The sequence below is a fragment of the Aromatoleum toluolicum genome (assembly GCF_012911005.2).
GTDB classification, from domain to species: Bacteria; Pseudomonadota; Gammaproteobacteria; order Burkholderiales; family Rhodocyclaceae; genus Aromatoleum; species Aromatoleum toluolicum.
Genome location: NZ_WTVS01000031.1, coordinates 13,808 through 38,382, shown reverse-complemented (window position 1 = coordinate 38,382; position 24,575 = coordinate 13,808). Strand labels below are relative to the sequence as shown.

Annotated in this window: 25 protein-coding genes; 23 read left to right on the top strand and 2 right to left on the bottom strand. The window is 67.4% G+C overall.

The genetic code is table 11. The annotated features are described in order from the left end of the window. The first annotated feature begins 1 nt into the window (after nucleotide 1). Both GPA27_RS15385 and GPA27_RS15380 read left to right on the top strand, forming a co-directional pair. Complete coding sequence (locus GPA27_RS15385) at nucleotides 2-2,206, top strand: RelA/SpoT family protein (RefSeq protein WP_169141450.1); 2,205 nt, start codon at nucleotides 2-4, stop codon at nucleotides 2,204-2,206. A gap of 7 nt (nucleotides 2,207-2,213) precedes the next feature. After that, the gene (locus GPA27_RS15380) at nucleotides 2,214-3,320 is read left to right on the top strand and encodes a CobW family GTP-binding protein (protein WP_169141449.1); all 1,107 of its coding nucleotides are present in this window, start codon (nucleotides 2,214-2,216) and stop codon (nucleotides 3,318-3,320) included. Between the two features lie 16 nt (nucleotides 3,321-3,336). Here GPA27_RS15380 and GPA27_RS15375 read toward each other — a convergent pair whose 3' ends face one another. Next, entirely contained in the window at nucleotides 3,337-4,770 is a 1,434-nt protein-coding gene (locus GPA27_RS15375) for an aminotransferase-like domain-containing protein (RefSeq protein WP_169141448.1), read from the bottom strand. 162 nt (nucleotides 4,771-4,932) lie between these two features. Here GPA27_RS15375 and GPA27_RS15370 point away from each other — a divergent pair, with 162 nt between their 5' ends. The 3 genes from GPA27_RS15370 to GPA27_RS15360 all read left to right on the top strand — a co-directional run bounded on the left by GPA27_RS15370 (nucleotide 4,933) and on the right by GPA27_RS15360 (nucleotide 7,287). Further along, entirely contained in the window at nucleotides 4,933-5,532 is a 600-nt protein-coding gene (locus GPA27_RS15370) for a LysE family translocator (protein WP_169141447.1), read from the top strand. Nucleotides 5,533-5,619: 87 nt separating this feature from the next. Next, a complete protein-coding gene (locus GPA27_RS15365; RefSeq protein ID WP_169141446.1) occupies nucleotides 5,620-5,808 on the top strand; it encodes a DUF3460 family protein in 189 nt (62 codons plus the stop codon). 75 nt (nucleotides 5,809-5,883) lie between these two features. Further along, nucleotides 5,884-7,287 (top strand): exonuclease domain-containing protein, encoded by a 1,404-nt coding sequence (locus GPA27_RS15360; protein WP_169141479.1) that lies wholly within the window; start codon nucleotides 5,884-5,886, stop codon nucleotides 7,285-7,287. A gap of 16 nt (nucleotides 7,288-7,303) precedes the next feature. Here GPA27_RS15360 and GPA27_RS15355 read toward each other — a convergent pair whose 3' ends face one another. After that, a complete protein-coding gene (locus GPA27_RS15355) occupies nucleotides 7,304-7,984 on the bottom strand; it encodes a Crp/Fnr family transcriptional regulator (protein ID WP_169141445.1) in 681 nt (226 codons plus the stop codon). 219 nt (nucleotides 7,985-8,203) lie between these two features. On the opposite strand from GPA27_RS15355, the gene GPA27_RS15350 reads away from it, so the two are divergent. The 18 genes from GPA27_RS15350 to ccmI all read left to right on the top strand — a co-directional run bounded on the left by GPA27_RS15350 (nucleotide 8,204) and on the right by ccmI (nucleotide 24,361). Further along, a complete protein-coding gene (locus GPA27_RS15350; RefSeq protein ID WP_169141444.1) occupies nucleotides 8,204-10,153 on the top strand; it encodes an ATP-binding protein in 1,950 nt (649 codons plus the stop codon). Beyond that, nucleotides 10,150-10,803, top strand: a complete 654-nt coding sequence (gene narL, locus GPA27_RS15345) for a two-component system response regulator NarL (RefSeq protein ID WP_169141443.1) — start codon at nucleotides 10,150-10,152, stop codon at nucleotides 10,801-10,803. The genes GPA27_RS15350 and narL overlap by 4 nt, the downstream gene beginning before the upstream one ends. A 120-nt stretch (nucleotides 10,804-10,923) precedes the next feature. After that, on the top strand, nucleotides 10,924-11,424 hold the full coding sequence (gene napF / locus GPA27_RS15340) for a ferredoxin-type protein NapF (protein WP_169141442.1): 501 nt from the start codon (nucleotides 10,924-10,926) through the stop codon (nucleotides 11,422-11,424). Further along, a complete protein-coding gene (locus tag GPA27_RS15335; protein WP_169141441.1) occupies nucleotides 11,421-11,744 on the top strand; it encodes a chaperone NapD in 324 nt (107 codons plus the stop codon). Before napF ends, GPA27_RS15335 begins: the two co-directional genes overlap by 4 nt. 1 nt (nucleotide 11,745) lies before the next feature. Further along, a complete protein-coding gene (napA, locus tag GPA27_RS15330) occupies nucleotides 11,746-14,298 on the top strand; it encodes a nitrate reductase catalytic subunit NapA (RefSeq protein WP_169141440.1) in 2,553 nt (850 codons plus the stop codon). A 28-nt stretch (nucleotides 14,299-14,326) separates the two neighbouring features. Then, nucleotides 14,327-15,196, top strand: a complete 870-nt coding sequence (gene napG / locus GPA27_RS15325) for a ferredoxin-type protein NapG (protein WP_169141439.1) — start codon at nucleotides 14,327-14,329, stop codon at nucleotides 15,194-15,196. Then, nucleotides 15,193-16,077: a quinol dehydrogenase ferredoxin subunit NapH gene (napH, locus tag GPA27_RS15320; protein WP_169141438.1), complete on the top strand. Its 885-nt coding sequence runs from the start codon at nucleotides 15,193-15,195 to the stop codon at nucleotides 16,075-16,077. Before napG ends, napH begins: the two co-directional genes overlap by 4 nt. After that, nucleotides 16,074-16,526, top strand: coding sequence for a nitrate reductase cytochrome c-type subunit (locus tag GPA27_RS15315; RefSeq protein ID WP_169141437.1), 453 nt, complete (start codon nucleotides 16,074-16,076; stop codon nucleotides 16,524-16,526). The genes napH and GPA27_RS15315 overlap by 4 nt, the downstream gene beginning before the upstream one ends. 30 nt (nucleotides 16,527-16,556) lie before the next feature. Then, a complete protein-coding gene (locus GPA27_RS15310) occupies nucleotides 16,557-17,195 on the top strand; it encodes a NapC/NirT family cytochrome c (protein ID WP_169141436.1) in 639 nt (212 codons plus the stop codon). 113 nt (nucleotides 17,196-17,308) lie between these two features. Beyond that, nucleotides 17,309-17,935: a cytochrome c biogenesis heme-transporting ATPase CcmA gene (gene ccmA, locus GPA27_RS15305; protein ID WP_169141435.1), complete on the top strand. Its 627-nt coding sequence runs from the start codon at nucleotides 17,309-17,311 to the stop codon at nucleotides 17,933-17,935. Then, complete coding sequence (ccmB, locus tag GPA27_RS15300; RefSeq protein WP_076603331.1) at nucleotides 17,932-18,609, top strand: heme exporter protein CcmB; 678 nt, start codon at nucleotides 17,932-17,934, stop codon at nucleotides 18,607-18,609. Before ccmA ends, ccmB begins: the two co-directional genes overlap by 4 nt. Nucleotides 18,610-18,617: 8 nt before the next feature. Beyond that, complete coding sequence (gene ccmC / locus GPA27_RS15295) at nucleotides 18,618-19,382, top strand: heme ABC transporter permease CcmC (protein WP_169141434.1); 765 nt, start codon at nucleotides 18,618-18,620, stop codon at nucleotides 19,380-19,382. Next, nucleotides 19,382-19,594, top strand: a complete 213-nt coding sequence (ccmD, locus tag GPA27_RS15290; protein WP_169141433.1) for a heme exporter protein CcmD — start codon at nucleotides 19,382-19,384, stop codon at nucleotides 19,592-19,594. Before ccmC ends, ccmD begins: the two co-directional genes overlap by 1 nt. Then, entirely contained in the window at nucleotides 19,591-20,037 is a 447-nt protein-coding gene (gene ccmE, locus GPA27_RS15285; RefSeq protein ID WP_050414213.1) for a cytochrome c maturation protein CcmE, read from the top strand. The genes ccmD and ccmE overlap by 4 nt, the downstream gene beginning before the upstream one ends. Beyond that, nucleotides 20,034-22,007, top strand: a complete 1,974-nt coding sequence (locus GPA27_RS15280; protein WP_169141432.1) for a heme lyase CcmF/NrfE family subunit — start codon at nucleotides 20,034-20,036, stop codon at nucleotides 22,005-22,007. Before ccmE ends, GPA27_RS15280 begins: the two co-directional genes overlap by 4 nt. Before the next feature lie 8 nt (nucleotides 22,008-22,015). After that, complete coding sequence (locus GPA27_RS15275; protein ID WP_169141431.1) at nucleotides 22,016-22,612, top strand: DsbE family thiol:disulfide interchange protein; 597 nt, start codon at nucleotides 22,016-22,018, stop codon at nucleotides 22,610-22,612. A gap of 4 nt (nucleotides 22,613-22,616) precedes the next feature. Continuing rightward, nucleotides 22,617-23,093 (top strand): cytochrome c-type biogenesis protein, encoded by a 477-nt coding sequence (locus GPA27_RS15270; RefSeq protein WP_169141478.1) that lies wholly within the window; start codon nucleotides 22,617-22,619, stop codon nucleotides 23,091-23,093. After that, nucleotides 23,090-24,361 carry a c-type cytochrome biogenesis protein CcmI gene (gene ccmI / locus GPA27_RS15265; RefSeq protein ID WP_169141430.1) on the top strand — a complete coding sequence of 424 codons (1,272 nt, stop codon included), beginning with the start codon at nucleotides 23,090-23,092 and terminating at the stop codon, nucleotides 24,359-24,361. Before GPA27_RS15270 ends, ccmI begins: the two co-directional genes overlap by 4 nt. Nucleotides 24,362-24,575 lie beyond the last annotated feature (214 nt).

The following is a 24,575-nucleotide window of genomic DNA, read 5'->3' as shown; positions in this document are numbered from 1 at the left end:
CATGGAAGCCGCCGCTGCGATTCCCGCCCCCGAACCTTTCCGTCCTCCCGCGTCGAGCGTGCTGGCGCTCGACTTCGCCGAACTCAAGGCGAAGCTCGCGACCTACCTGAAAGCGGAGGACGTCGGCCGCGTCGAGGCGGCCTACCATTTCGCCGCCAGCGCCCACGAGGGCCAGTTCCGCATCAGCGGCGATCCCTATATCTCGCATCCGGTCGCGGTCGCCGACATCGTCGCCGACTGGCACCTCGACCCGCAGGCGCTGATGGCCGCGCTCCTCCATGACGTTATGGAGGACACCCACATCTCCAAGCAGGAGATCGCCGAGCGCTTCGGCAAGACCACCGCCGAGCTCGTCGATGGCCTCTCCAAGCTCGACAAGATCGAGTTCCGCTCGCACGAAGAGGCGCAGGCGGAGAATTTCCGCAAGATGCTGCTGGCGATGGCGAGCGACCTGCGCGTGATCCTGGTCAAGCTCGCCGACCGCATGCACAACATGCGCACGCTGCACTGCGTGCGCCCGGCCAAGCGCCGCCGCATCGCCAGCGAGACGCTGGAGATCTACGCGCCGATCGCCAATCGCCTGGGGCTCAACAACCTCTATCGCGAACTGCAGGAACTGTCGTTCGAACACAAGTTCCCGATGCGCTACCGCGTGCTGTCGCGCGCGATCAAGGCGGCGCGTGGCAACCGGCGCGAGGTTGTCGGCAAGGTGCTGCAGTCGATCGAGGAACGGCTGCCGCAGTGGAACCTCGCCGCCGAGGTGCGCGGGCGCGAGAAGCACCTGTTCTCGATTTACCGCAAGATGGCCGAGAAGCACCTGTCCTTCTCGCAGGTGCTCGACATCTACGGCTTCCGCGTGATCGTGCGCGACGTGCCGAGCTGCTATCTCGCGATCGGCGCGCTGCACTCGATGTACAAGCCGGTGCCGGGCAAGTTCAAGGACTACATCGCCATCCCCAAGGCGAACGGCTACCAGTCGCTGCACACGACGCTGATCGGCCCCTTCGGCACGCCGGTCGAGGTGCAGATCCGTACCGCCGAGATGCACCACATCGCCGAGAGCGGCGTCGCGTCGCACTGGCTGTACAAGGAAGACGAAAAGACGCTCACCGAGTTGCAGCAGAAGACGCACTCGTGGCTGCAGTCGCTGCTGGAGCTGCAATCGACCTCGGGCGAGGCGACCGAATTCCTCGAGCACGTGAAGATCGACCTGTTCCCGGGCGAGGTGTACGTGTTCACGCCCAAGGGCCGCATCCTGTCGCTGCTCAAGGGCTCCACGCCGGTCGACTTCGCCTACGCCGTGCATACCGACATCGGCAACCGCTGCGTCGCCTGCCGCATCAACGGCGACCTGATGCCGCTGCGCACCGAGCTGCGCAACGGCGATCAGATCGAGATCATCACCGCCGCGCACGCCAACCCCAACCCGGCGTGGCTCGCATACGTGCGCACCGGCAAGGCGCGCGCGCAGATCCGCCACTTCCTCAAGGGCGCGCAGCAGGAGGAATCGGTGACGCTGGGCGAGCGCCTGCTCAACCAGGCACTGCGTCCCCACGGCCTCACGCTGGGCCAGATCAGCACCTTTGCGTGGGAGCGGTTCCTGCGCGACCGCAGCATGCGCTCGAAGAAGGAAGTCTTCGCCGACATCGGGCTGGGCCGGCGCCTGCCGGTCATCGTCGCGCGCCGCCTCGCGCAGGCGCAGGACCTCGAATCCGGCCGTCCGGACGTCATCAAGCCCAAACCCGCCGGCGCGATCCTCATCCGCGGCAGCGAGGGCATCGCGGTGCAGCTCGCGCGCTGCTGCCAGCCGATCCCGGGCGACCCGATCATCGGCGTGATCCGCAAGGGCCAGGGGCTGGAAGTGCATCTGCACGACTGCCAGGTGGTCGCGAAAGTGCGCGGTGACCGCGGGCGCTGGGTGGATGTCGAGTGGGAGGCGGGCGAGGAACGTTTGTTCGACGTCACCATCCGCGTCCTGACCAAGAACGTGCGCGGCGTGCTCGCGCGCGTCGCCAGCGCGATCGCCGACGAGGACTGCAACATCCAGAACGTGTCGATGGACAACGAGCAGGGCGGCCTGTACACGGCAATGAACCTCACCGTGCAGGTGCGCGACCGCATGCACCTCGCGCACGTGATGCGCGGCGTGCGCCGCGTGCCCGAGGTCGTGCGCATCGGCCGCATGAAGAGCGACACGCGCGCCTGAGACCGACATGGGCGAGCTGCAGTCCGAGGCCGCGCAGGACGGCGACCGCCGCATCCCCGTCACGCTGCTGACCGGCTTCCTCGGCGCCGGCAAGACGACGCTGCTCAACCACCTGCTGCGCGACCCGGCGATGGCGCGCGCCGCGGTGCTGATCAACGAGTTCGGCGAGGTCGCCGTCGACCACCATCTCGTCGACAAGGTCGACGAGACGCTGATCGTGCTCGACTCCGGCTGCGTGTGCTGCAGCGTGCAGGGCGACCTCGTGAAGGCGCTGAAGAACCTCTTCATGCGCGCGCTGCGGCGCGAGATTCCCGGCCTCGAGCGCGTGCTGGTCGAGACGACCGGATTGGCCGACCCGGCGCCGGTCATCTACACGCTGATGCAGGAGCCCTTCATCGCCGAGCGCTACCGCTGCGACGGCGTGATCACCGCGGTGGACGCGACGCACGCACAGGGCCAGCTCGACCATCACCGCGAGGCCGTGCGCCAGGTCGCGATGGCCGACCGCCTGCTGCTGACCAAGTGCGACCTCGCCGGCGCGGACGAGCGCGCGGCGCTCGCGGCGCGGCTTGCGACGCTGAACCCGGGCGCGCAGCAGATCGAGGTGTTCCGTGGCGAAGTGCCGGTGTTGGCGGTGTCGGGCTGCGGCCTGTACGACCCGGCGGGCAAGATCCCCGACGTCGCGCGCTGGCTCGGCGACGAGCGCGTGCGCGCGCAGGCGGCCGCGGCGCCGGCATGGCGCCGGCCGGGGGCGACGACCGCCGCGGTGGCGGGGCACGACGCGCGCCACGACGACCACGTCACGAGCTACGTGCTGCGCTTCGACGAGCCGCTCGACTGGCTGGGCTTCTCCGACGGCCTCGGCCTGATCCTGCAGGTGTATGGCGCGCGCATCCTGCGCATCAAGGGCCTGCTCAACGTCGCCGGCGACCCGCTGCCGCGTGTCGTGCAGTGCGTGCAGCACGTCGCCTATCCGACCAGCAGCCTGCCCGCGTGGCCCGAAGGTCCGCCCTACGACGACCGCCGGAGCCGCCTCGTCTTCATCGTGCGCGACCTGCCGCGCGACGAGGTCGTGAACATCCTGTCGAGCTTCTGCGGCCAGATTCCCGCCTGATTTAGCGGCGTGCGCCTCACAGCTGCCGCGTCGCGAGCTCCCCGAGCGTCATCAGCGCGTGCACGTGGCGGTCCGAGAACGGATAGCAGCCCGACAGCCGCAGGTGCCGCGTGTAGCGCCCGCCGGGCGAGAACAGCTGCCCGGGCGTGATGCTGATGCCGCGCGCGAGCGCGGTGTCGAACAGGCGGTTCGAGTCGCAGCCCGCGGGCAGCTGCACCCACAGCAGGAAGCCGCCGGTCGGCCGCGTGGCCTGCGTGCCGGCGGGAAAGGCGCTGTCGATCAGGCCGCGCAGGCGTTCGACCTGCCCGGCGTAAGTGCGCCGCAGGCGGCGCAGGTGCTGCGCGTAGCCGCCGCTTTCCAGGAACACGCCGAGCGCCTCGCACAGTAGCGCGGGTTGCGCGACCGAGCTGCAGAACTTCAGGTCGTTGAGTTCGCGCCGGAAGCGCCCGCCTTCCATCCAGCCGATGCGGAAGCCCGGCGCCAGCGTCTTGGTGTAGGACGCGCATACGATCACCCAGCCGTCGCGGTCGAAGGCCTTGGCGGCTGGCTGTAGCGGCGTCGCGTACTGCAACTCGGCGTACAGCGCGTCCTCGATCACCGGCACGCGATACTCGTTGGCGAGTTCGGCCAGCCGCCGCTTGCCTTCGACCGGCATGCTTGTGCCGAGCGGGTTGTGCACGTTGGGCATGGCCACGACCGCCTGCACGCGCTTTTCCGACAGCAGCAATTCCAGCGCGTCGAGCGACATGCCGGTGTCGGGATGCGTCGGCACCTCGATGGTCTTCAGCCCCAGGCGCTCGGCGAGCGGGATCAGGTTGAAGTAGGTCGGCGACTCCAGCGCGATCGTGTCGCCGGGGCGCGTCACCGTGCGCAGCGCGAACTGCAGCGCCTCCATGCAGCCGTTGGTGAGGATGATGTCCTCGGGCGCCAGCGTCATCGCCAGATCCTGCGCATGGCGGCAGATCTCGCGCCGCAGCAGTAGCGATCCGGGTGGCAGGCTGTAGTCGGACAGCAGCTCCGGGCGTCGCCGTGCGAGGTCCGACACGAGCCGGCCGAGGCGTTCGCCGGGATAGAAGGTGCTGCCCTTGGGGCAGGCGAGCGAGAGGTCGATCGTGTCGGGATTCGCCTGCGCGGCGACGACGCGGCTGATCTGGTCGAGGACTTCGGCCTCCGCGGATTTCGCCAGCGTGCTGGCGGGCGCGAAGCGCGGGGCTGCGGGTGTCGCCAGGCGCGAACGCACGAAATAGCCCGACTGCGGCCGCGCCTCGATCAGGCCGTGCGCCTCGAGCTGACGGTAGGCCGCGAGCACGGTGTTGATGCTCAGTCCGCGGCTCTTCGCCGCCTCGCGCACCGAGGGCAGGCGTTCGCCGCTCGCGAGGCGCCCGTCCGTCATCGCGTGGCGCAGCTCCAGCGCGAGGGACTGATAGAGCGGCTGGCTGTCGTCGAGCATGCGGGGCTCCGGGAGCGATGGTTGCAGTCTGTGCCGTAAGCGACGGGTACAGTGGTATCTGTCGATAACTGTATCCAGTATAAACGACGAATACTGAAGCTGTAACCGTTGTGCGCGAATCCCTATCCTTGATGGCGTGAAGCTCAGCCCGGAGGACGCGCCATGTTCGATCTGCCCCTGATGACCTACGTGGTCACGATGTCCGTCACGCCCGGACCGAACAACCTCATGCTCGCGGCGAGCGGCGTCAATTTCGGCTTCCGCCGCACGCTGCCGCACATGCTCGGCGTCAGCATCGGCCACGGTGTGCAGGTCGTGCTCGTCGCGAGCCTGCTGGCGTGGATCATGGTGTGGCTCGAGGCGCTGCGGGTGCCGCTCGTGATCGCCGGTTGCGCCTACCTGCTGTGGCTGGCGTGGCGCCAGGCGCGCGCGGGCGAGCCAGCCTCGCGCGGCCAGGCCCGCCCGCTGGGTTTCTTCGGCGCCGCGCTGTTCCAGTGGGTCAATCCCAAGGCGTGGATGATGGTGCTCAACGTCGCGATCCTGTTCCTGCCGCGCGGCAGCGGCTGGCAGGCAGCGGCGGAACTCGCGTGGTGGTGCGCCGTCGTGAACCTGCCGTGCATCGCGCTGTGGGCGCTCGCCGGCGACCGCATGGGCGTCTTCCTGCAGAGCCCCGTCGCGCTGCGTGCGTTCAACTGGGCGATGGCCGCCCTGCTAGGGGCGACCGCGGCGTGGATCCTGATCGACGAACTGGTGTCGAAGTGACGTGAAGGAATCCTGTTTGACGTGCGCGCATTGGCGGTCGCGGGCCGGGGCGTCTACAATGCGTCGCCTTGTACCGGGAGAGAATAAATGGCGATGTACGAATCGGAGCACACCAAGTTCATGCGCGAGTGGCTGGAAAAGCACCCGAAGGAACTCGAAGAGCAGAAGAAGGGCCGTGCCCTGTGGTGGGACAAGCCGCAGGATGTGGCGACCCAGGCGCGCTACGACGAGTCGAGCGTGCCGGTGAAGGGCTACTACTACGACACTAACCACTGATTCGTCCGCCGCGCACGCGTCCGTCCGCGCCGCGTGCGCCCTGTCCTGCGGGAATCCGCCCTGTCCCTCGCCTGCGTGTCGCTGCCTGACTCACTGGTCCTGATCGACGTCGAAACCACCGGCGCGAATCCGCTGCGCGACCGCGTCACGGAAATCGCCGTGCTGCGCATCGAGCGCGGCGAGCTGGTCGAGCGCTGGGAAACCCTCGTCAATCCCGAATGCCCGATCCCGCCGCTGATCCAGCGGCTGGTCGGCATCACTGACGCGATGGTGGCCGATGCGCCGACCTTCGCGGCGGTCGCCGACGAGGTGCGTGCGCGGCTCGGCGGCGCCGTGTTCGTCGCGCACAACGCGCGCTTCGACTACGGCTTCATCCGCAGCGAGTTCGCGCGCATCGAGCAGACCTTCGATGCGCCGGTGCTATGCACCGTGAAGCTGTCGCGCGCGCTCTACCCCGAGCATCACCGCCACGGCCTCGACGCGCTGATCGAGCGCCACGGCTTCACCTGCGGTGCGCGCCACCGCGCGATGGGCGACACCGAGGTGCTGTGGCAGTTCGCCCGGCTCGTGACCGACTCCTTCGCGCCCGACGTGCTCGCGCGCGCCGTCGAGCGCGCGATGAAGCGCCCCGCGCGCGTGGTCGAGCTGCCTGAGGGCGTGCTCGAAGGCCTGCCCGAGTCGCCGGGCCTGTATTACCTCTACGGCGACAACGACCAGCTGCTCTACCTCGGCCGCAGCGCCTGCCTGCGCGCGCGCGTCATGGAACACTTCGCGCCCGGCGTGAAGGGCAAGGATGCGGAGCTTGCGCAGCGCGTGCGCCGCGTCGACTGGGAAGAGAGCGCCGGCGAACTGACCGCGACGCTGCGCGAGGCGGAGCTCCTGCGCCGCCGCTGTCCGCAGTACAACCGCGCCGCGAGTGGCGCGGACGTCTTCGGCCTGCAATACGTGCCGGGACGCAAGCGCCCGCCGATCCTGCAGCGCGTTCCGCTCGCCGGCAGCGACCCGGCGGCATGGGGCGACGTGCACGGCACCTTCCGCACGAAGAAGGAAGCCGACAACCTGCTGCGCGAACTCGCGCAGGCCTACCAGCTGTGCCTGCGGCGCCTGGGGCTGGAAGGGGGCAACGAAGGGCCTTGTTCGGCGCATGTGGCGAAACGCTGCGCCGGCGTGTGTGCGGGCAAGGAAAGCGCCGCGGCGCACGACGAGCGCCTGCTCGGCGCGCTCGGGGCGGTGAAGCTGCGCCCCTGGCCGTGGGCGGGCGCGGTGATCGTCGCGGAGCGCTGTCCGCACAGCGGCAGCGAGGCCTGGCACATGTTCGACCGCTGGTGCCTGCTGGGCTCCGCCGACAGTCCGCAGGCGCTGGAAGCCTTGCGCGCGGAGCTGCCGCCGCGCCGCTTCGACCTCGACATCTATCGCATTCTGGTGCGCTGGCTTGCCGCGGACGGAAACCGCGAGCGCGTGACGCCGCTCGCCGCCTGACGCGGCCGGCCCACCGTCAGGCGGCGATGCGCTCGAGCTGCAGGCGGTTCGTGAGGGTGATCGCGCGACGTCCGCGCGGCACGATGAAACCGTCGCGTCGCAGCCGGTTCAGCACCCGCGAGAAGGTTTCCGGCGTCAGGTTGAGTTGCGACGCGATCGTCTGTTTGTCGCATGGAAGATGCACCTCGCCGTCGTCGCTGCCGGCATGCTGCACGAGATAGTGCGCGACGCGCTGCGTGCTGCTGCGCTGGGTGCATTGCTCCATCCCGTCGACCAGTTCGCGCATGCGTTCCGAAAGCCGCGCCATCAGCGCCATCGCGAAGGCCGGCTGCGCCGCCATCGCCGCCTGCAGCGCGTTGCGCTGGACGTGCAGCACGATGCTGTTGCGCGTGGCCTGTGCCGCGAGGCTCTGACAGCTGTCGGTGAAGATGTTCTCTTCGCAGAAGGTATCGCCCGGCCCGGCGAGCCGCACGACCTTTTCCGCTCCCGCGCTGGAGATCAGGAATAATTTGATTTCGCCTTCGAGCACGAGGTACATGCCGCCGGGTTCAGCACCGCGATGCATGAGCATCTCGCCGCGCGATGCCCGCTGCGAGCGCACGCCGTGGACGAGTCGCCCCAGCGCGGCGGTATCGAGTCGATCGAAGGGATCGATGCGGGCGAGGATTTGAACCGTCTGGACCTGGATCGTGTTCATGGCAGGAAGCTCCCTGTGCGTCATGATGCGGGGTCGGACCGACATTCTTCCGCAAGTGTAGATGCAGAAAACATGATGATCCTAGTGGCATATGCCGAACTTTGCTGCCGACTACCTCTTCAGAGGTATTGGTGGTAACAGGAAAGTGTCGGATTTTCATGGCCTTTTTCTGACCGGGTAATATCCGGTCACGGATCGGGGTATATGGAGGTATCTCCCATGAATCCAGCGGTTGCCCCGCCGGGGCGCGGATTGCGCGGACTGGTGCTGCGCATGTGGCGCATGATCGTCGGCCGCGCCGTGCTGCTGCTTCTTCTGCTGGCGTTCTCCGCGGTCGCCGTGATCGGGGCGGTCGGCATCGGCGTGTCGGTGGTCGTCGTCGAATCCGTGCAGGGCAGCGCCAGCGCCGTGAACGTCGCCGGAAGCCTGCGCCGGCTCGTCCATCGGGCGGGAGGCCTCGCGGTGGCGCGCGGGATGGGGGCTACGGATGAGGAAGCGGTCCGCGACGCGGTCGCCCAATTCGACGCGGCACTGGACAGTCCGGTCATCGCCAGCGTGCTGGAGCGCCAGCCGAGCGGCGTCTTCGCGTCGATCTTTCGCGGCGTCGAAGCCGGCTGGATGGCGCGCATCCGGCCCCTGCTGCTGCAGGCTCCGGCAGCGCGAGCTGAAGATCCGCTCGCGAAGGAGCACTACCGCGCGCTGCTGGCGGATGTCGATGCCTTCGCCGAGGAGGTCAACACGCTGGTCGCGGTACTGGAGCACGAGGCCGAGTCGCGTATCGGCCACCTCCGCGCGATGCTGGGCGCAGCACTGGCGCTGCTCGTATTCGTCATCGCGGCGGCACTCGTCGTGCTGCGCCGGCGCGTGCTCGCGCCGCTGACGGACCTGCGCAGCTGTGCGGCGCGCATCGCCCAAGGCGACTTCGACGCGCGCAGCCGCCACACCGGGCGCGACGAATTGGGACGGGTCGGCGACGCCTTCAACGCGATGGCGGGCGAGCTGTCCGTCGCCTACCGCGAGCTCGAGGCGCGCGTCGAGAAGAAGACCGCCGATCTCACGCGCAGCAACCGCGCGCTCGAACTCCTGTACTACGTGATCGCGCGCCTCTACCACGCCCCCGCCAGCAGCGAGACCTATTCCGAGACGCTGCAGGACCTCGAACAGACGCTGGGCCTCAGGGGGAGCTTCATCTGCATCGAGCCCAAGCACGGCGGGCCGGCAGCGGCGATCGCGTCGACGATGGGCGAATGCGCGGAACGCCAGGCGGGCGGCGGGAATTGCGCCCGCTGTTCGGGACGCGCGGCGCCGTGGAGCTACCACCGCGAGGGCGACGTCGACGTGCTGATGGTGCCGCTGCGCGATGCCGAGCGCCACTACGGCATGTTGCGTCTCGCGCTGCCGCCGGGCCAGCGCCTGGAGGAATGGGAATGCGACCTGCTGGAGGCGGTGTCGCGCCACATGGGCATCGCGCTCGGCATCTCGCGCCAGAGCGAGCGCGACCGCCTCCTCGCGCTGCAGGAAGAGCGCTCGATCATTGCCCGCGAGCTGCACGATTCGCTCGCGCAGTCGCTGTCCTTCATGAAGATCCAGGTGAGCCTGCTGTCCTCGGCGTTGGCGGGGCCGCAGCCGCGCGAAGGCGCCGCGACCATCCTCGCCGATCTGCGCGAAGGCATCAATGTAGCCTACCGCCAGTTGCGCGAACTGCTGGCCACCTTCCGCCTGCGCATCGAGGGCGACTTCGCACGCCTGCTCGGCAATACCGTGTCCGAGTTCGCCTCGCGCAGCGGCTTGCCGATCGCGCTCGATCTCGATCTGGCGGGGGAGCACCTCAACCCGAACCAGGAAATCCACGTCCTGCACATCGTCCGCGAGGCCTTGTCGAATGCCGTGCGCCATGCGCAGGCGACCAGCATCCGCGTCGCGCTCACGTCCGCGCCCGACGACGAGATCATCGTCGTCGTCGAGGACGACGGTTGCGGCGTGGACGCCGACTCGCGGGTCGCGGCGCAGCATTTCGGCCTTACGATCATGGCCGAGCGGGCGCGCGGTCTTGGCGGCTCGCTCGAAGTGCAGGTCCGCCCCGGCGGCGGCACGCGCATCGTCGTCCGCTTCACGCCGGACCCAGCCCAGATTCGCACCCGGATACCCACCGCAGTGGAAGGCCAATGAGCGAAATTCCGCAACGCATCATCATCGTCGACGACCACCCGCTGTTCCGCAAGGGGCTGATCCAGCTGCTGCGCACGGTCCCCGGCTTCGACCTCGTGGCCGAAGCCGCGGACGGCAAGGAAGGCATCCGCCAGATCCTGCACCTGCGCCCCGACCTGCTGCTGCTCGATCTCAACATGAAGGAGATGTCCGGACTCGAAGTGCTGCGCTTCGTGAAACAGGCCGATCTCGACACCCGCGTCGTGATGGTCACTGTCTCCGACGCTGCCGACGACCTGGTCGCCGCGCTGCGCGCCGGCGCGGACGGTTACCTGCTCAAGGACATGGAACCCGAGGAGATGGTCGAGGCGCTGCGCGCCGCCGCGGCCGGGCGCATCGTCGTCTCCGACGCGCTCACGCACCTGCTGGCCGCCGCCCTGCGCGACGAAAAACGCCCCGAGAGCGCGTCGGCGGCCGGACTCACCGAGCGCGAGCAGGGCATCCTCGGGTGCATCGCGGGCGGTCTGTCGAACAAGCAGATCGCGCGCGAACTCAACATCGCCGAAGGCACCGTGAAGGTGCACGTCAAGCACCTGCTGCGCAAACTCAATTTCCGATCGCGTGTCGAGGCGGCCGTCTGGGCCGTCGAACACATGCGCAGCGAACGCTGATCGGGCTGCCCGATCGACTAAAGATGAGATGCATTCTCATCTTGATGGCAATCAAGGTTCGGCCATCCGGGCGCGTGTCCAATGAAAACCATGGATGTTTCAGGGTATTGCGCTCGCCTCATGTCGACTTCACGCCGCGGTTTTCTCAGAGGCCGCTTCCGTTCCGATCCCGACATGCAGCGCCCGCCCTGGGCGATCGCCGATGGCGCGTTCGAGGATCAATGCACGCGCTGCGGCGACTGTCTGAAGGCATGTCCGCCCGCGATCCTGGTCGCTGCCCCCGGCGGCTATCCGGTTGTCGACTTCAGCCGCGGCGAATGCAGCTTCTGCGGTGACTGTGTCGCCGTCTGCAAGCCGGAGGCGCTGCGGCGGGCCGATGCCGCGGCAGCGCCGTGGCAGCTCAAGGCGGTGATCGACGACGCCTGTCTCGCGCGTCGCGGCGTCGAGTGCCGGGTGTGCGGCGAGGCGTGCGGCGAAGCCGCGATCCGCTTCCGGCCCAGCCGCGGCGGTGTGGCGCAGCCCCTGTTCGATGACGCACGCTGCACCGGCTGCGGCGGCTGCCTGGCCCCCTGTCCGACCGGCGCCATCGCAATGAAGAATGAAGTGGAGATGTCTGTATGAAGATCGCAAGTCTCGTCGTGCGGGTCAGCCCGGAGCACATCGACGCCCTGAAGGACGCGCTGCTGAAGATTCCGGGCGTCGAGCTGCACGGCGCCAGTGCCGAACTCGGGCGCGTCATCGTCACCGTCGAGGACGGCGAGGGCTACGCAATGACCGACTCGCTGCTGGCCGTCAACCTGGCCCAGCACGTGCTCGGCGTGACGCTGGCCTACGAATACACGGATGAAGGATTGGAACACGAATTGGAACACCCGGAACCGATCCCGGGCCTGCCGCTCGCGGTGGACCGAATCGGCAGCGCTCAGGACAAGGAGGCTTGAAATGACCATGGATAGACGCGAATTCATCAAGACCAATGCCATCGCGGCCGCCGCGGCGACCGCCGGCATCGGCATCCCGGTAGTGGCCGAGGCGCAGGCCCAGCCCGCCGGCGCCGCCTCCACAAAGGTGCGCTGGGACAAGGCCGCCTGCCGCTTCTGCGGCGTCGGCTGCTCGGTGCTCGTCGGCGTGCAGAACGGCCGCGTCGTCGCCACCCAGGGCGACCCTGATTCGCCCGTGAACCGTGGTATCAACTGCATCAAGGGCTACTTCCTGTCGAAGATCATGTACGGCAACGACCGGCTCACGAAGCCGCTGCTGCGCATGAAGAACGGCAAGTACGACAAGAACGGCGAGTTCGCCCCGGTCTCGTGGGATCAGGCCTTCGACATCATGGCCGAGAAGTGGAAAGCTGCGATCAAGCAGCACGGCAACGATTCCGTCGGCATGTTCGGCTCGGGCCAGTGGACAATCTGGGAAGGCTACGCCGCCGCCAAACTGCACAAGGCCGGCCTGCGCAGTAACAACCTCGACCCCAATGCGCGCCACTGCATGGCCTCCGCGGTCGCGGGCTTCATGCGCACCTTCGGCATCGACGAGCCGATGGGCTGCTACGACGACATCGAGAACGCCGACGGCTTCGTGCTGTGGGGCTCGAACATGGCGGAAATGCACCCCATCCTGTGGTCGCGCATCACCGACCGCCGCCTGTCCAAGGAAGGCAGCGAGGTGCATGTGCTGTCGACCTTCGAGCACCGCTCCTTCGAGCTCGCCGACAACGGCATGATCTTCGTGCCGAACACCGATCTCGCGATCCTGAACTACATCTGCAACTACATCATCCAGAACAAGAAAGTTAACACCGAGTTCGTCAAGACGCGGGTCAACTTCAAGAAAGGCGAGACCGACATCGGTTTCGGCCTGCGCCCGAACCATGCCCTCGAAGCCAACGCCACCAACAACGGCTATCCCGGCGCGGACGGCAAGCCCAAGGGCAACACCGGTGCGGCGACCGACATCAGCTTCGAGGAATTCGCCAAGTTCGTGTCCGAGTACACCGCCGAGAAAGTGTCGAAGCTCTCCGGCGTCCCTGTCGACCGCCTCGAGCGCATGGCCAAGCTCTACGCCGACCCTAACAAGAAGGTCGTGTCGTTCTGGACCATGGGCTTCAATCAGCACACCCGCGGCACGTGGGTGAACAACATGATCTACAACGTGCACCTGCTGACGGGCAAGATCTCCGAGCCCGGCAACAGCCCGTTCTCGCTCACCGGCCAGCCCTCCGCCTGCGGCACCGCGCGCGAGGTCGGCACCTTCTCGCACCGCCTGCCAGCCGACATGGTCGTCACCAACCCGATGCACCGTGCGATCACCGAGAAGATCTGGCAGCTGCCCGACGGCACCATCCCCGAAAAGATCGGCTACCACGCCGTCGCCCAGAGCCGCGCGCTCAAGGACGGCAAGCTCAAGTGCTACTGGACCAGCACGACCAACAACATGCAGGCCGGCCCGAATATCAACGGCGAGATCTACCCCGGATGGCGCAACCCCGAGGCCTTCATCGTCGTGTCGGACTGCTATCCGACCGTGTCCGCGCTGTCGGCCGACCTGATCCTGCCCGCCGCGATGTGGACGGAGAAGGAAGGCGCCTTCGGCAACGCCGAGCGCCGCACCCAGTTCTGGCGCCAGCAGGTGGCGCCCCCGGGCCAGGCCAAGTCCGACCTGTGGCAGCTCCTCGAATTCTCGAAGCGCTTCAAGGTCGAGGACGTGTGGCCCGCCGAGCTCATCGCCAAGAAGCCCGAGTACAAGGGCAAGACCCTGTTCGACATCCTCTACAAGAACGGCACCGTCAACAAGTTCCCGCTCGCCGACGTCGACAAGGCGAACGCGCACGCGATCCCCGGCTACATGAACGACGAGTCGAAGGAGCTCGGCTTCTACCTGCAGAAGGGCCTGTTCGAGGAATACGCGCAGTTCGGCCGCGGCCATGGCCACGACCTTGCCGACTTCGCCGTATACCACAAGGCGCGCGGCCTGCGCTGGCCGGTCGTCGAGGGCAAGGAAACCCTGTGGCGCTTCCGCGAAGGCTACGACCCCTACGTCAAGACCGGCGAGGGCGTGAGGTTCTACGGCCACAAGGACGGCAAGGCGGTGATCTTCGCGTTGCCCTACCAGGATCCACCGGAAATGCCGGACAAGGATTACGACATGTGGCTGTGCACGGGCCGCGTGCTCGAGCACTGGCACACCGGCACGATGACGCGCCGCGTCCCCGAGCTGCACCGCTCCGTGCCCGAAGCCCAGATCTTCATGCACCCGGACGATGCCACCAAGCGCGGCCTGCAGCGCGGCATGATGGTCAAGGTCGTTTCGCGTCGCGGCGAGATCACTGCACGCCTGGAAACCCGCGGCCGCAACAAGCCGCCCGTCGGCCTCATCTTTATCCCGTTCTTCGACGAAGGGCGCCTGGTGAACAAGCTCACGCTCGACGCCACCTGCCCGATCTCGAAGGAAACGGACTTCAAGAAGTGCGCCGTCAAGGTGCTCAAGGTCTGACCGCGGACCAGGGCTCGGAGCAGCGATCATGGGTGACATGCAGGACAAGCCGGTCGGCCAGGGAGGCCCCTCGCCCCGCCGTCGCTTCCTCCGGGAAGCGGCGGGGGTCGCGGGCGGCGCCTGTCTGCTGTCGCTCGGCGTCGGCCTGTACGCGAAGCAGGCAAGCGCCCTGCCCGCGGTCGCCCTGCGCCCGCCCGGCGCACTCGCAGAGGCGGATTTCCTCGCCGCCTGCGTGCGTTGCGGCCTGTGCGTGCGCGACTGCCCCTATGACACGCTGAAGCTCGCCGAGCTTGGCGACGGCGTCGCAACCGGCACCCCGTACTTCACCGCACGCCAGATCCCGTGCGAGATGTGTGAGGACATTCCGTGCGTCGCGGCGTGCCCGACCGGTGCGCTCGACCATAGCCTCACCGACATCGGCAAGGCACGCATGGGCCTCGCGGTGCTGATCGACCACGAGACCTGTCTCAACTTCCTCGGCCTGCGCTGCGACGTCTGCTACCGCGTGTGTCCGGTCATCGACAAGGCGATCACGCTCGAGCGTCAGCACAATCCCCGCTCCGACCGCCACGCGATGCTGCTGCCCACCGTGCATTCGGACTACTGCACCGGCTGCGGCAAGTGCGAGAAATCCTGCGTGCTGCCGGGCGAAGCCGCGATCAAGGTGTTGCCGGTCAAGCTCGCGCAGGGCTCGAAGGCCGAGCACTACCGCAAGGGCTGGGAAGAGAAGGAAGCCGCCGGCCAGTCGCTGATCGGCGAGCAGATCGAACTGCCGGTGCGCGGCCTCGAAGGCAAGGCCTACGGCGACACGCGCGTATTGCCCGGGCAGGGCCCGGCACCCGCGCCCGCCACGCCGGCCCGGCCCGGCAGCGGCCTCGACTCCGGGTGGAAGCCATGAGCGCCGTCGCCGCCACGCCGAAAGCCGTGCGCCCGCGCGTCGGCGCCGACGCGATCGCCAGCAAGGGCTGGCTGGGTGCGCACAAGTGGCTCGTCCTGCGCCGCGTGTCACAGCTCGGCATCCTAGCGCTGTTCCTCGCCGGCCCGTGGTTCGGGCTGTGGGTCGTCAAGGGCAACCTCTCGTCCAGCCTCACGCTCGACGTGCTGCCGCTCACCGATCCCTTCCTGCTCGCGCAGTCACTCGTGGCCGGAACGCTCCCGTACAAGGAGGCCCTGATCGGCGCCGCCATTGTCGTCGCCTTCTACCTCATCGTCGGCGGGCGCGTGTTCTGCTCGTGGGTGTGCCCGATGAACCTCGTCACCGACGCCGCCGCATGGCTGCGCCGGCGCCTCGGTCTCAAGGGTGGCAAGATCCCCTCGGGCGACACGCGCTACTGGCTGCTCGGCTTCATGCTGCTCGCCGCCTTCGCGACCGGGAGCCTCGCGTGGGAATGGGTCAATCCGGTGTCGATGCTGCACCGCGGCCTCATCTTCGGCTTCGGCCTCGCATGGGGCATCGTCGGCGGCGTCTTCCTCTACGACGTGTTGATCGCCACGCGCGGCTGGTGCGGCCACATCTGCCCGATGGGCGCCTGCTACAGCCTGCTCGGCAGCGCCGCGCTGGTCCGTGTCAGCGCCGCACACCGCAGCGCCTGCGACGACTGCATGGACTGCTTCGCCGTCTGCCCCGAACCCCAGGTCATCCGTCCCGCCCTCAAGGCGGCCGGCCAGGACCATCCCGTCATCCTCGACCGCAACTGCACCAACTGTGGCCGCTGCGTCGATGTATGCGGCAAGAACGTTTTTCGAATCACGACCCGATTTGATAGGAGCGAGTCATGAACAAACAGACCCGTAACCTGACGCTGGCGCTCATTGCCGCCGTGAGTTTCGGTACCTTCGGCGGACAGGCCGCCTTCGCCCAGCAGGTGCAGAGTCTGCGCGGCGCACCGGTCGACGCGGCCGAGCCGGTCACGCCGGCGGCGCACATCCGGCCCGACGGGCCGGCCATATCGCGCGATTACGTGCAGCAGCCGCCCTTGATTCCGCACAAGGTCGAGGGCTACGAAGTCACGAAGAATTTCAACAAGTGCATGGACTGCCACGCGTGGAGCCGCTACCAGGAGTTCAACGCGACCAAGGTCAGCCTCACCCACTTCAAGGACCGCGACGGCGGCGAACTGTCGAACATCTCCCCGCGCCGCTACTTCTGCCTGCAGTGTCACATTCCCCAGACCGACGCCAAGCCGCTGGTCGACAACAACTTCAAACGCGCCGAGGGCCTGCGCTGATCCTCGACGCCTAACGGACAGGGAACCAACATGACCCAGGACAACAACAACGCAAAGGGCAGCCTGTGGCAGCGCGTGCGTCGCCTCGCCTTCGGCGTCGTCGGCATTGCCTTCGTCGCCGGCATCATCTTCTGGGGCGGCTTCAACACGGTGCTGGAAATCACCAACCGCGAAGCCTTCTGCATCGGCTGTCACGAGATGAAGGAAAACGTCTTCAAGGAGTATCGCAACACCATCCACTACCAGAACCGCACCGGCGTGCGCGCCACCTGCCCGGACTGCCATGTGCCCAAGGAGTGGATTCCCAAGATCATCCGCAAGATCCAGGCATCCAACGAAGTCTTCCACCACCTGCTCGGCTCGATCGATACGCCCGAGAAGTTCAACGCCAAGCGCGTCCAGCTTGCCCAGAACGAATGGCGCCGCATGAAGAAGAACAACTCGCAGGAGTGCCGCAACTGCCACAACTACGAGTATTTTGACTACTCCGTGCAGGGCCGCCGCTCCAACAAGGCGCACCAGGCCGGGCTCGCGGAGGGCAAGACCTGCATCGACTGCCACAAGGGCATCGCGCACTCCCTGCCGCCGATCGCGCAGGACATCGGCGCCACGCGCGAAAGCGTCGCGCCCGAGGTGTTCCACCCGCCGGTTCCGCCCAAGCAGGACTGAAGTTCCCGCTCCTCGCCGGTCCCGCCGCGATTTCACCTATCCACTGGTGAAATCGCGGTTTTCCCGTTTCTGGATCTCCCGAATCGGTCGCGTCTGTGGTTAAATCCACGCCCATGCTTTATGCTAATGATCTCGCCTGCGTGAAGGGTGACCGCCCGCTGTTCCGTGGCCTTTCCCTGCGGGTCGCTCCGGGGGACCTGCTGCGCGTTGCCGGTCCGAACGGATACGGCAAGACCAGTCTGCTGCGCATCCTGTGTGGCCTCGCGATGCCCGAGAGCGGCGAAATCCGCTGGAACGATGTTCCCGTCAATCGCGACCGCGAAAGCTACCATCGGTCCCTGCTGTACCTCGGACATGCGCCGGCGCTCAACGATCTCCTCTCGCCGCTCGAAAACCTGCGTTTCGCGTGCTCCTCGGGGGGCGACAAGGTCGACGAGGACGCCTGCATCGATGCCCTCGTGCGCATCGGTCTCGCCCAGCAGCTCGACCTGCCCGCCCGCGTCCTGTCGCAGGGGCAGCGCCGGCGCGTCGGGCTGGCCCGCCTGTTCCTCGAGGCCGACCGCAAGCTGTGGATCCTGGATGAGCCTTTCACGGCGCTCGACGTCGCTGCGGTGGCCGACCTGACCGCCACCCTTTCCGAACATTGCGCCGCCGGCGGCATGGTGGTGCTCACCACACACCAGGATGCACCCTTTGCCAAGGCCCCGACGGTGCTCGATCTTGCCGAGGTAGCCTGTTGAGTCGCGCCCTGGGTCCCTTCGCCGCGGTCCTGGGCCGCGATCTTCTGCTTGCATGGCGCGGTCGCGCCGACGTCCTCGTCACGCTCGCATTCTTCGTCGTCGTCGTGTGCCTCTTCCCCTTCGGGGTCGGTGCCGAGCCCAACCAGTTGCGCGCCATCGCGCCGGGCGTGCTGTGGGTGGCGGCGCTGCTGTCCACCCTGCTGTCCCTGCATCGCCTGTTCGCGCAGGATCACGCCGACGGCACGCTCGAACAACTCCTGCTCACGCCCGAGCCGACCGTCCTGTGGGTCGTCGCCAAGATCTGCGCGCACTGGATCGCCACCGGCCTGCCGCTCGTGATCGTCGCGCCGGGGCTGGCCCTGCTGTTTGACGTGGAGCAAGGTGCGTTGGGGGTGCTGGTCCTATCGTTGGCGCTCGGAACCCCGATCCTCGCGCTGCTGGGTGCGGTCGGCGCCGCGCTGACGCTGGGCCTGCGCGGCGGCGGCATGTTGCTCGCGCTCCTGGTGCTGCCCTTGTTCGTGCCGGTGCTGATCTTCGGCGCCGGTGCGGTCGACGCTTACCTGTCCGGTTCCGGCGCTCAGGCACATCTTTTGCTTTTAGGTGGCGGCCTGTTGGGTTCCCTGGCTCTGGCGCCGCTGGCCTGTGCCGCGGCCCTCCGAATTGCGGTTGAATGATGAAAGACATGCAAAAACCCGAACGCAGCAAGAGCATTTTCCGGTTCGCTGCTCCCCAGATGTTCTACCCTCTGGCTGGCCGGCTTGCCCCATGGTTCGCAGGCGTCGCCGCGATCCTCACGGCGGTCGGCCTGTGGCTGGGGTTCTTCGTCGCGCCGACCGATGCCGTCCAGGGCGAGGTCTATCGCGTCATCTACATCCACGTCGCGGCGGCCTGGATGTCGATGTTCATCTACATGGTCATGGCCTTCTGGTCCTTCGTCGGGTTGGTCATGAACACCCGCCTGTCCTTCATCATGTCGCAGGCGCTCGCGCCTACCGGCGCCATGTTCTGCTTCGTCGCGCTGTGGACCGGCGCGCTGTGGGGCAAGCCGACCTGGGGCGCCTACTGGGTGTGGGACGCGCGCCTGACTTCCCAATTGCTGCTCCTTTTCCTGTATCTGGGATTCATGGCGCTGACGCGGGCGATCGAAGACCCGCGCCGCGCAGACAAGGCAGGGGCGATCATCGCGCTCGTCGGCGCGGTCAACGTCCCGATCATCTATTTCTCGGTGAAGTGGTGGAACACCCTGCACCAGGGGGCTTCCGTCAGTCTCAACAAGGCGCCTTCGATGGCCACGACCATGCTGACCGGGATGCTGGTGATGGCGTTTGCCGCATGGGCCTACACCATCGCCGTCACGCTGTGGCGCGTGCGTTCGCTGATCCTCGAGCGCGAGCGTCATACCGAGTGGGTCGCGGCCGAACTGAACGCGCTGGAGGGCAAGATCTGATGCAGTGGGAATCCTGGAGCGCCTTCTGGGACATGGGTGGATTCGCCCCCTTCGTGTGGGGCAGTTACGGCGTGATGTTGCTGCTCGTGATCGGGGAACTGATCCTCGTCGGGCGTCGTCGTAGGGATACCGTACGGCGCCTGTTGCGCCTGCGTCGGGCCAATGTGGCCGGCGCGGGCGGGCGCCGTGCTTTTGAGGAGATCGTTGAATGAAACCCCGTAGCAAACGGCTGATGCTGCTCGGCGGCGCCGTCGCACTGCTGATCGGGGCGGTGGCGCTCGTGCTCACCGCCTTCCAGGAGAACCTCGTGTTCTTCCATACCCCCACCGAAGTCGCCGAAGGCAAGGCGCCGAGCGGGCGCACCTTCCGCATCGGCGGTCTGGTCGAGCCCGGCTCGATCAAGCGCGCGGCCGACGGCCTGACCGTGCAGTTCGCGATTACCGACACCGCGAAGGTCATTCCCGTGACCTACAAGGGCTCGCTGCCCGATCTCTTCAGCGAGGGCAAGGGTGCGGTCGTACAGGGCAAGATGGGACCGGACGGCCAGTTCACCGCCTCCGAAGTGCTCGCGAAGCACGACGAGAACTACATGCCGCCCGAAGCGCAGCATGCGGTTGACCAAGCGCAGAAGACCGCCAAGACGGTGAAGCAATGATTCCCGAACTCGGCCATTTCTCCCTGATCCTCGCGCTGATCCTCGCCTTCGTGCAGGGCGTGGTGCCGCTAGTCGGCGCCAGCCGCAACCGCCTCGCGCTGATGTCCGTCGGTCGCACCGCCGCGCAGGGTCAGTTCCTGTTCATCGCGTTTTCGTTCGGCTGTCTCACCTGGTCCTTCATCAACAGCGATTTCTCCCTGCAACTGGCCGCCAGCAATTCGCACTCGGCAACCCCGCTGATCTACAGGATCACCGGCGTGTGGGGCAACCACGAGGGCTCGCTGCTGCTGTGGTCGATGTCGCTCGCGCTGTGGACCGTCGCCGTGACGGTGTTCAGCCGCAACCTGCCCGAGATCTTCATGGCGCGCGTGCTCGGCGTGCTCGGTCTGGTGAGCAGCGGCTTCCTGCTGTTCCTGCTGGTCACGTCCAACCCGTTCGACCGCATCCTGCCCGGCGCACCCGAAGGCCGCGACCTCAATCCGCTGCTGCAGGATCCGGGCATGATCATCCATCCGCCGCTGCTCTACATGGGCTACGTCGGCTTCTCGGTCGCCTTCGCCTTCGCGATCGCCGCGCTGCTGTCCGGCCGCATGGATGCCGCCTGGGCGCGCTGGTCGCGCCCGTGGACGACCGTCGCGTGGGTGTTCCTCACCGCCGGCATCGCCATCGGCTCGGGCTGGGCCTACTACGAACTCGGCTGGGGCGGCTGGTGGTTCTGGGATCCGGTCGAGAACGCATCCTTCATGCCGTGGCTGCTGGGCACGGCGCTGATGCACTCGCTTGCCGTCACCGAAAAGCGCGGCGCCTTCCGCAGCTGGACCGTCCTCCTCGCCATCGGCGCGTTCTCGCTGTCGCTGATGGGCACCTTCCTCGTTCGCTCGGGCGTGCTGACCTCGGTGCACGCGTTCGCCACCGATCCCGCACGTGGCCTCTTCGTGCTGGCGCTGCTGGTCGTCGTGATCGGCGTCTCGCTGACGCTGTTCGCGTGGCGCGCGCCCACCCTGGCCGGGGGCGGCAGCTTCGGCCTCGTGTCGCGCGAGGCCTCGCTGCTCGGCAACAACGTCCTGCTGTCCGTCGCCTGTGGCTCCGTGCTGCTCGGCACGCTGTATCCGCTGTTCATCGACGCGCTGAACCTCGGCAAGATCTCGGTCGGGCCGCCGTACTTCGAAACCGTGTTCGTGCCGCTCATGACCCCGGTGATCGTGCTGATGATGATCGGCCCCTTCGTCCGCTGGAAAGGCGATGACGGCAACCGCGTCCTGCGCAAGGTCGTCCCGGGCCTGGTTGCGAGCGTCGTCCTCGGCATCGGTGGCGCTTTCGCGATCGGTCACGTCACGTGGCGCACCGCCCTGGGGCTGTCCCTTGCGGCGTGGGTGCTGATCGGCAGCGTCCAGATCCTGTGGCAGCGCCTCGCCGACCGTCAGGGTGCGGGAACGGGTTCGCGTCTGCGCGGCATTCCCGCAGCGTGGTGGGGCATGTGGTTCGCCCACCTGGGGATCGGCGTGTTCATCATCGGCGTCGCCCTGGTTGGCAGTCTCAACAGCCAGATCCAGGTGAAGATGCTGTCCGGCGACACCGCACAGCTGGCCGGCTACACCTTCACCTTCCGCGGCGTCGCGGACGCTCCCGGACCGAACTACGCTGCCGCGCGCGCGACGATCGACGTCAGCCGCGGGGGCGTCAAGTTTGCGACGCTGACGCCGGAGAAGCGCTTCTATGAAGCGCAGGGCATGCCGATGACCGAGGCGTCGATCGACATCGGCCCGCTCCGCGACGTGTACGTGAACCTCGGCGACCAGCTCGAGGACGGCGCCTGGGTCGTGGGCCTGTTCTACCGTCCGTTCATCAGCTGGATCTGGGTCGGTTGCACCTTGATGGCGCTGGGTGGCATCTTCGCCGCCGCAGACCGTCGCTACCGCCGTCTTGCCGAGCGCGAAGCCCCTGCGGGGGCGGCGCGCCAGGCTGCCTGAGAGGTTCCATGAAAGCGAAGTTCCTAGTTCCCCTGTTCATCTTCCTGCTGCTGGCGGGATTTCTCGGTTATGGATTGAAGCTCAACCCGCGCGAGGTTCCGTCGCCGCTGATCGGCAAACCCGCGCCAGCGTTCCGCGTACCGCAGCTGCAGGCCGAAGACAAGTCCATTTCGCCCGAAGACCTCAAGGGGCGCGTGTGGCTCCTCAACGTCTGGGCGTCCTGGTGCATCTCGTGTCGCTACGAGCATCCGGTGCTGGTCGATTTCGCCCGCAACAGTCCGGTGCCCATCATCGGTCTCAACTACAAGGAAGTGCGCGGCGACGGCGCGCTCGACGTGAAGGGCATCGATCCCGCGACCGAACTCGCCACCGCGCGTCAGCGCGCGCGCCAGTGGCTCGTCGAGCACGGGGGCGATCCGTACATGGTGTCGGCAGTGGATCTGGACGGGCGCATCGGCATCGACTACGGTGTTTATGGCGTTCCGGAAACCTTCCTGATCGACCAGCAGGGCGTGATCCGCTACAAGCACATCGGCCCGATCACCCCGGAATCGCTGCGCGACGTGCTGATTCCCAAGATCGCGGAGTTGCAACGTGCGAGCTGACCTGATGCGCCGCCTGGCGCTTGTTGCGGCCCTTCTGCTTCCGGTCGCCGGCCAGGCCGGCGAAGCCGTTCCGGTCTCCGACGACCCCGTCCTCGAGGAACGCGTCATGCGCTTGTCGCACGACCTGCGTTGCCTCGTCTGCCAGAACCAGTCGATCGCGGAATCCAACGCCCCGCTGGCGGTGGATCTGCGCAACCAGGTGCGCGAGCAGTTCCTCGCGGGCAAGGACGAAGCTGCCGTCGTCGAGTACCTCGTAGCCCGCTATGGCGATTTCGTCCTCTATCTGCCGCCGTTCAAGGGCGCGACCCTGCTGCTCTGGCTCGGACCAGGGCTGCTGCTTGTCGCCGGCGCCGGATGGCTCGCCTGGCGCCTGCGCAGGCGCGTTCGCGAAGTTCCGCCGCCGCTGAGCGCGGAAGAGCATGCCCGCGCCTCAGCCCTGCTTGACGGCTCTGCCAAACCTTCCCAGGAGTCCCGCTCGTGACTGTTTTCCTGATCCTGGCCACCATGCTGGTGGCCGGCGCCCTGCTGCTCGTGATTCCGCCCATGCTGGGGACGGGAGCGAAGGCGCGCGAACATGCCGCACGTCAGGAACAGGCGCGTACCGTACTGATCGTGCTGCGCGAGCAGCTCGCCGAGCTCGAAGCCGACCACGCCGCGGGGCGCATCGCGGAGGCCGACTACAAGCGTTCCCGTGAAGAACTCGAGCAGCGCGCGCTAACCGAAGCCGGCACAGCCGAGGCCGGCGTCGATGCCGCCCCCGCCCGTGGCTGGGCGCTCGGCGTGGTCTTCGCCGTGCCGGTTCTCGCGGTGGCGGTGTACCTCGTCCTTGGCACCCCCGAGGGACTCGATCCTGCCAGCGCCAAACCCGCGCCCGAAGCGGGCCACCAGATCACGCCCGAGCAGATGCAGGCGATGGTCTCCCAGCTCGCCGAGCGGCTCGAACGCGAGCCGGGTGATGTGCAGGGCTGGATGATGCTGGGCCGGTCGTTCGCCGTGATGCAGAACTTCCAGGGTGCCGTCGCGACGTGGAACCGAATCGGCAGGAATATCCCGGATCATCCCGACATCCTCGCCGACTGGGCTGACCTGCTGGCCGGCGCAGGCGGTCGCAAGTTCGAGGGCGATCCCGACCGCCTCATCGCCCGCGCGCTCGAGCTGGCGCCGAATCACGTCAAGGCGCTGGCGCTGTCCGGCACGTCCGCCTTCGTCCGTCACGACTACGCGACCGCGTCCGCCCAATGGGAGAAGATCCTCGCCACCATGCAGCCCGGTGACGGTGCGTACAGCTCGATTCTCGCGAGCATCAACGAGGCCCGTACCAAGGGAGGGATGGCCCAGCTGAATCCTCCCGCCGGTGCTCAGGTGGCGGGGATTGGTGGTGCGGCACGGGAAGAGGGCGCTCAGGCCTCGTCTGCCCCCCTCACGTTGCGCGGCCGACTGAGCCTGTCGCCCGAGCTCGCACAACAAGCCGGCAGCGATGCGACCGTGTTCGTCTTTGCGCGTCCGCCGCAGGGCGGCATGCCGATTGCCGCCTTGCGCATGCGCGCCGGCGATCTGCCCGTCGATTTCGATTTCAGCAACGCACAGCGTATGTCGCAGGGTCCGCTTCCGGAGCAGATCGCCGTCGGTGCGCGTCTGTCGAAGGGCGGTAGCGCGACAGCTGCCGCCGGCGACCTCGAAAGCCAGACGGTGCTGACCTCGCCTGACGCCCAGGGCGTCAGTGTCGTGATCGACCGCGTGCGCAAGTAAGCGCCGCTCCTGCATCAATCGAGGGGCGTGGTGCCGCTGGCATCACGCCCCTTTCTCTTGTTCCTGGTTTGGTGCGAGGCACAGGCGTATCGCTTGCGCACGCCCAGCGCCGTTCATTGGCACCGATCGGTCACGGCTGGGTGAGTAACCGCGATCACAGCGGATAGTGCGTTTCGCCCGCCAGCCGCCGTGCCCGTAGCGATCAGCCTGACGG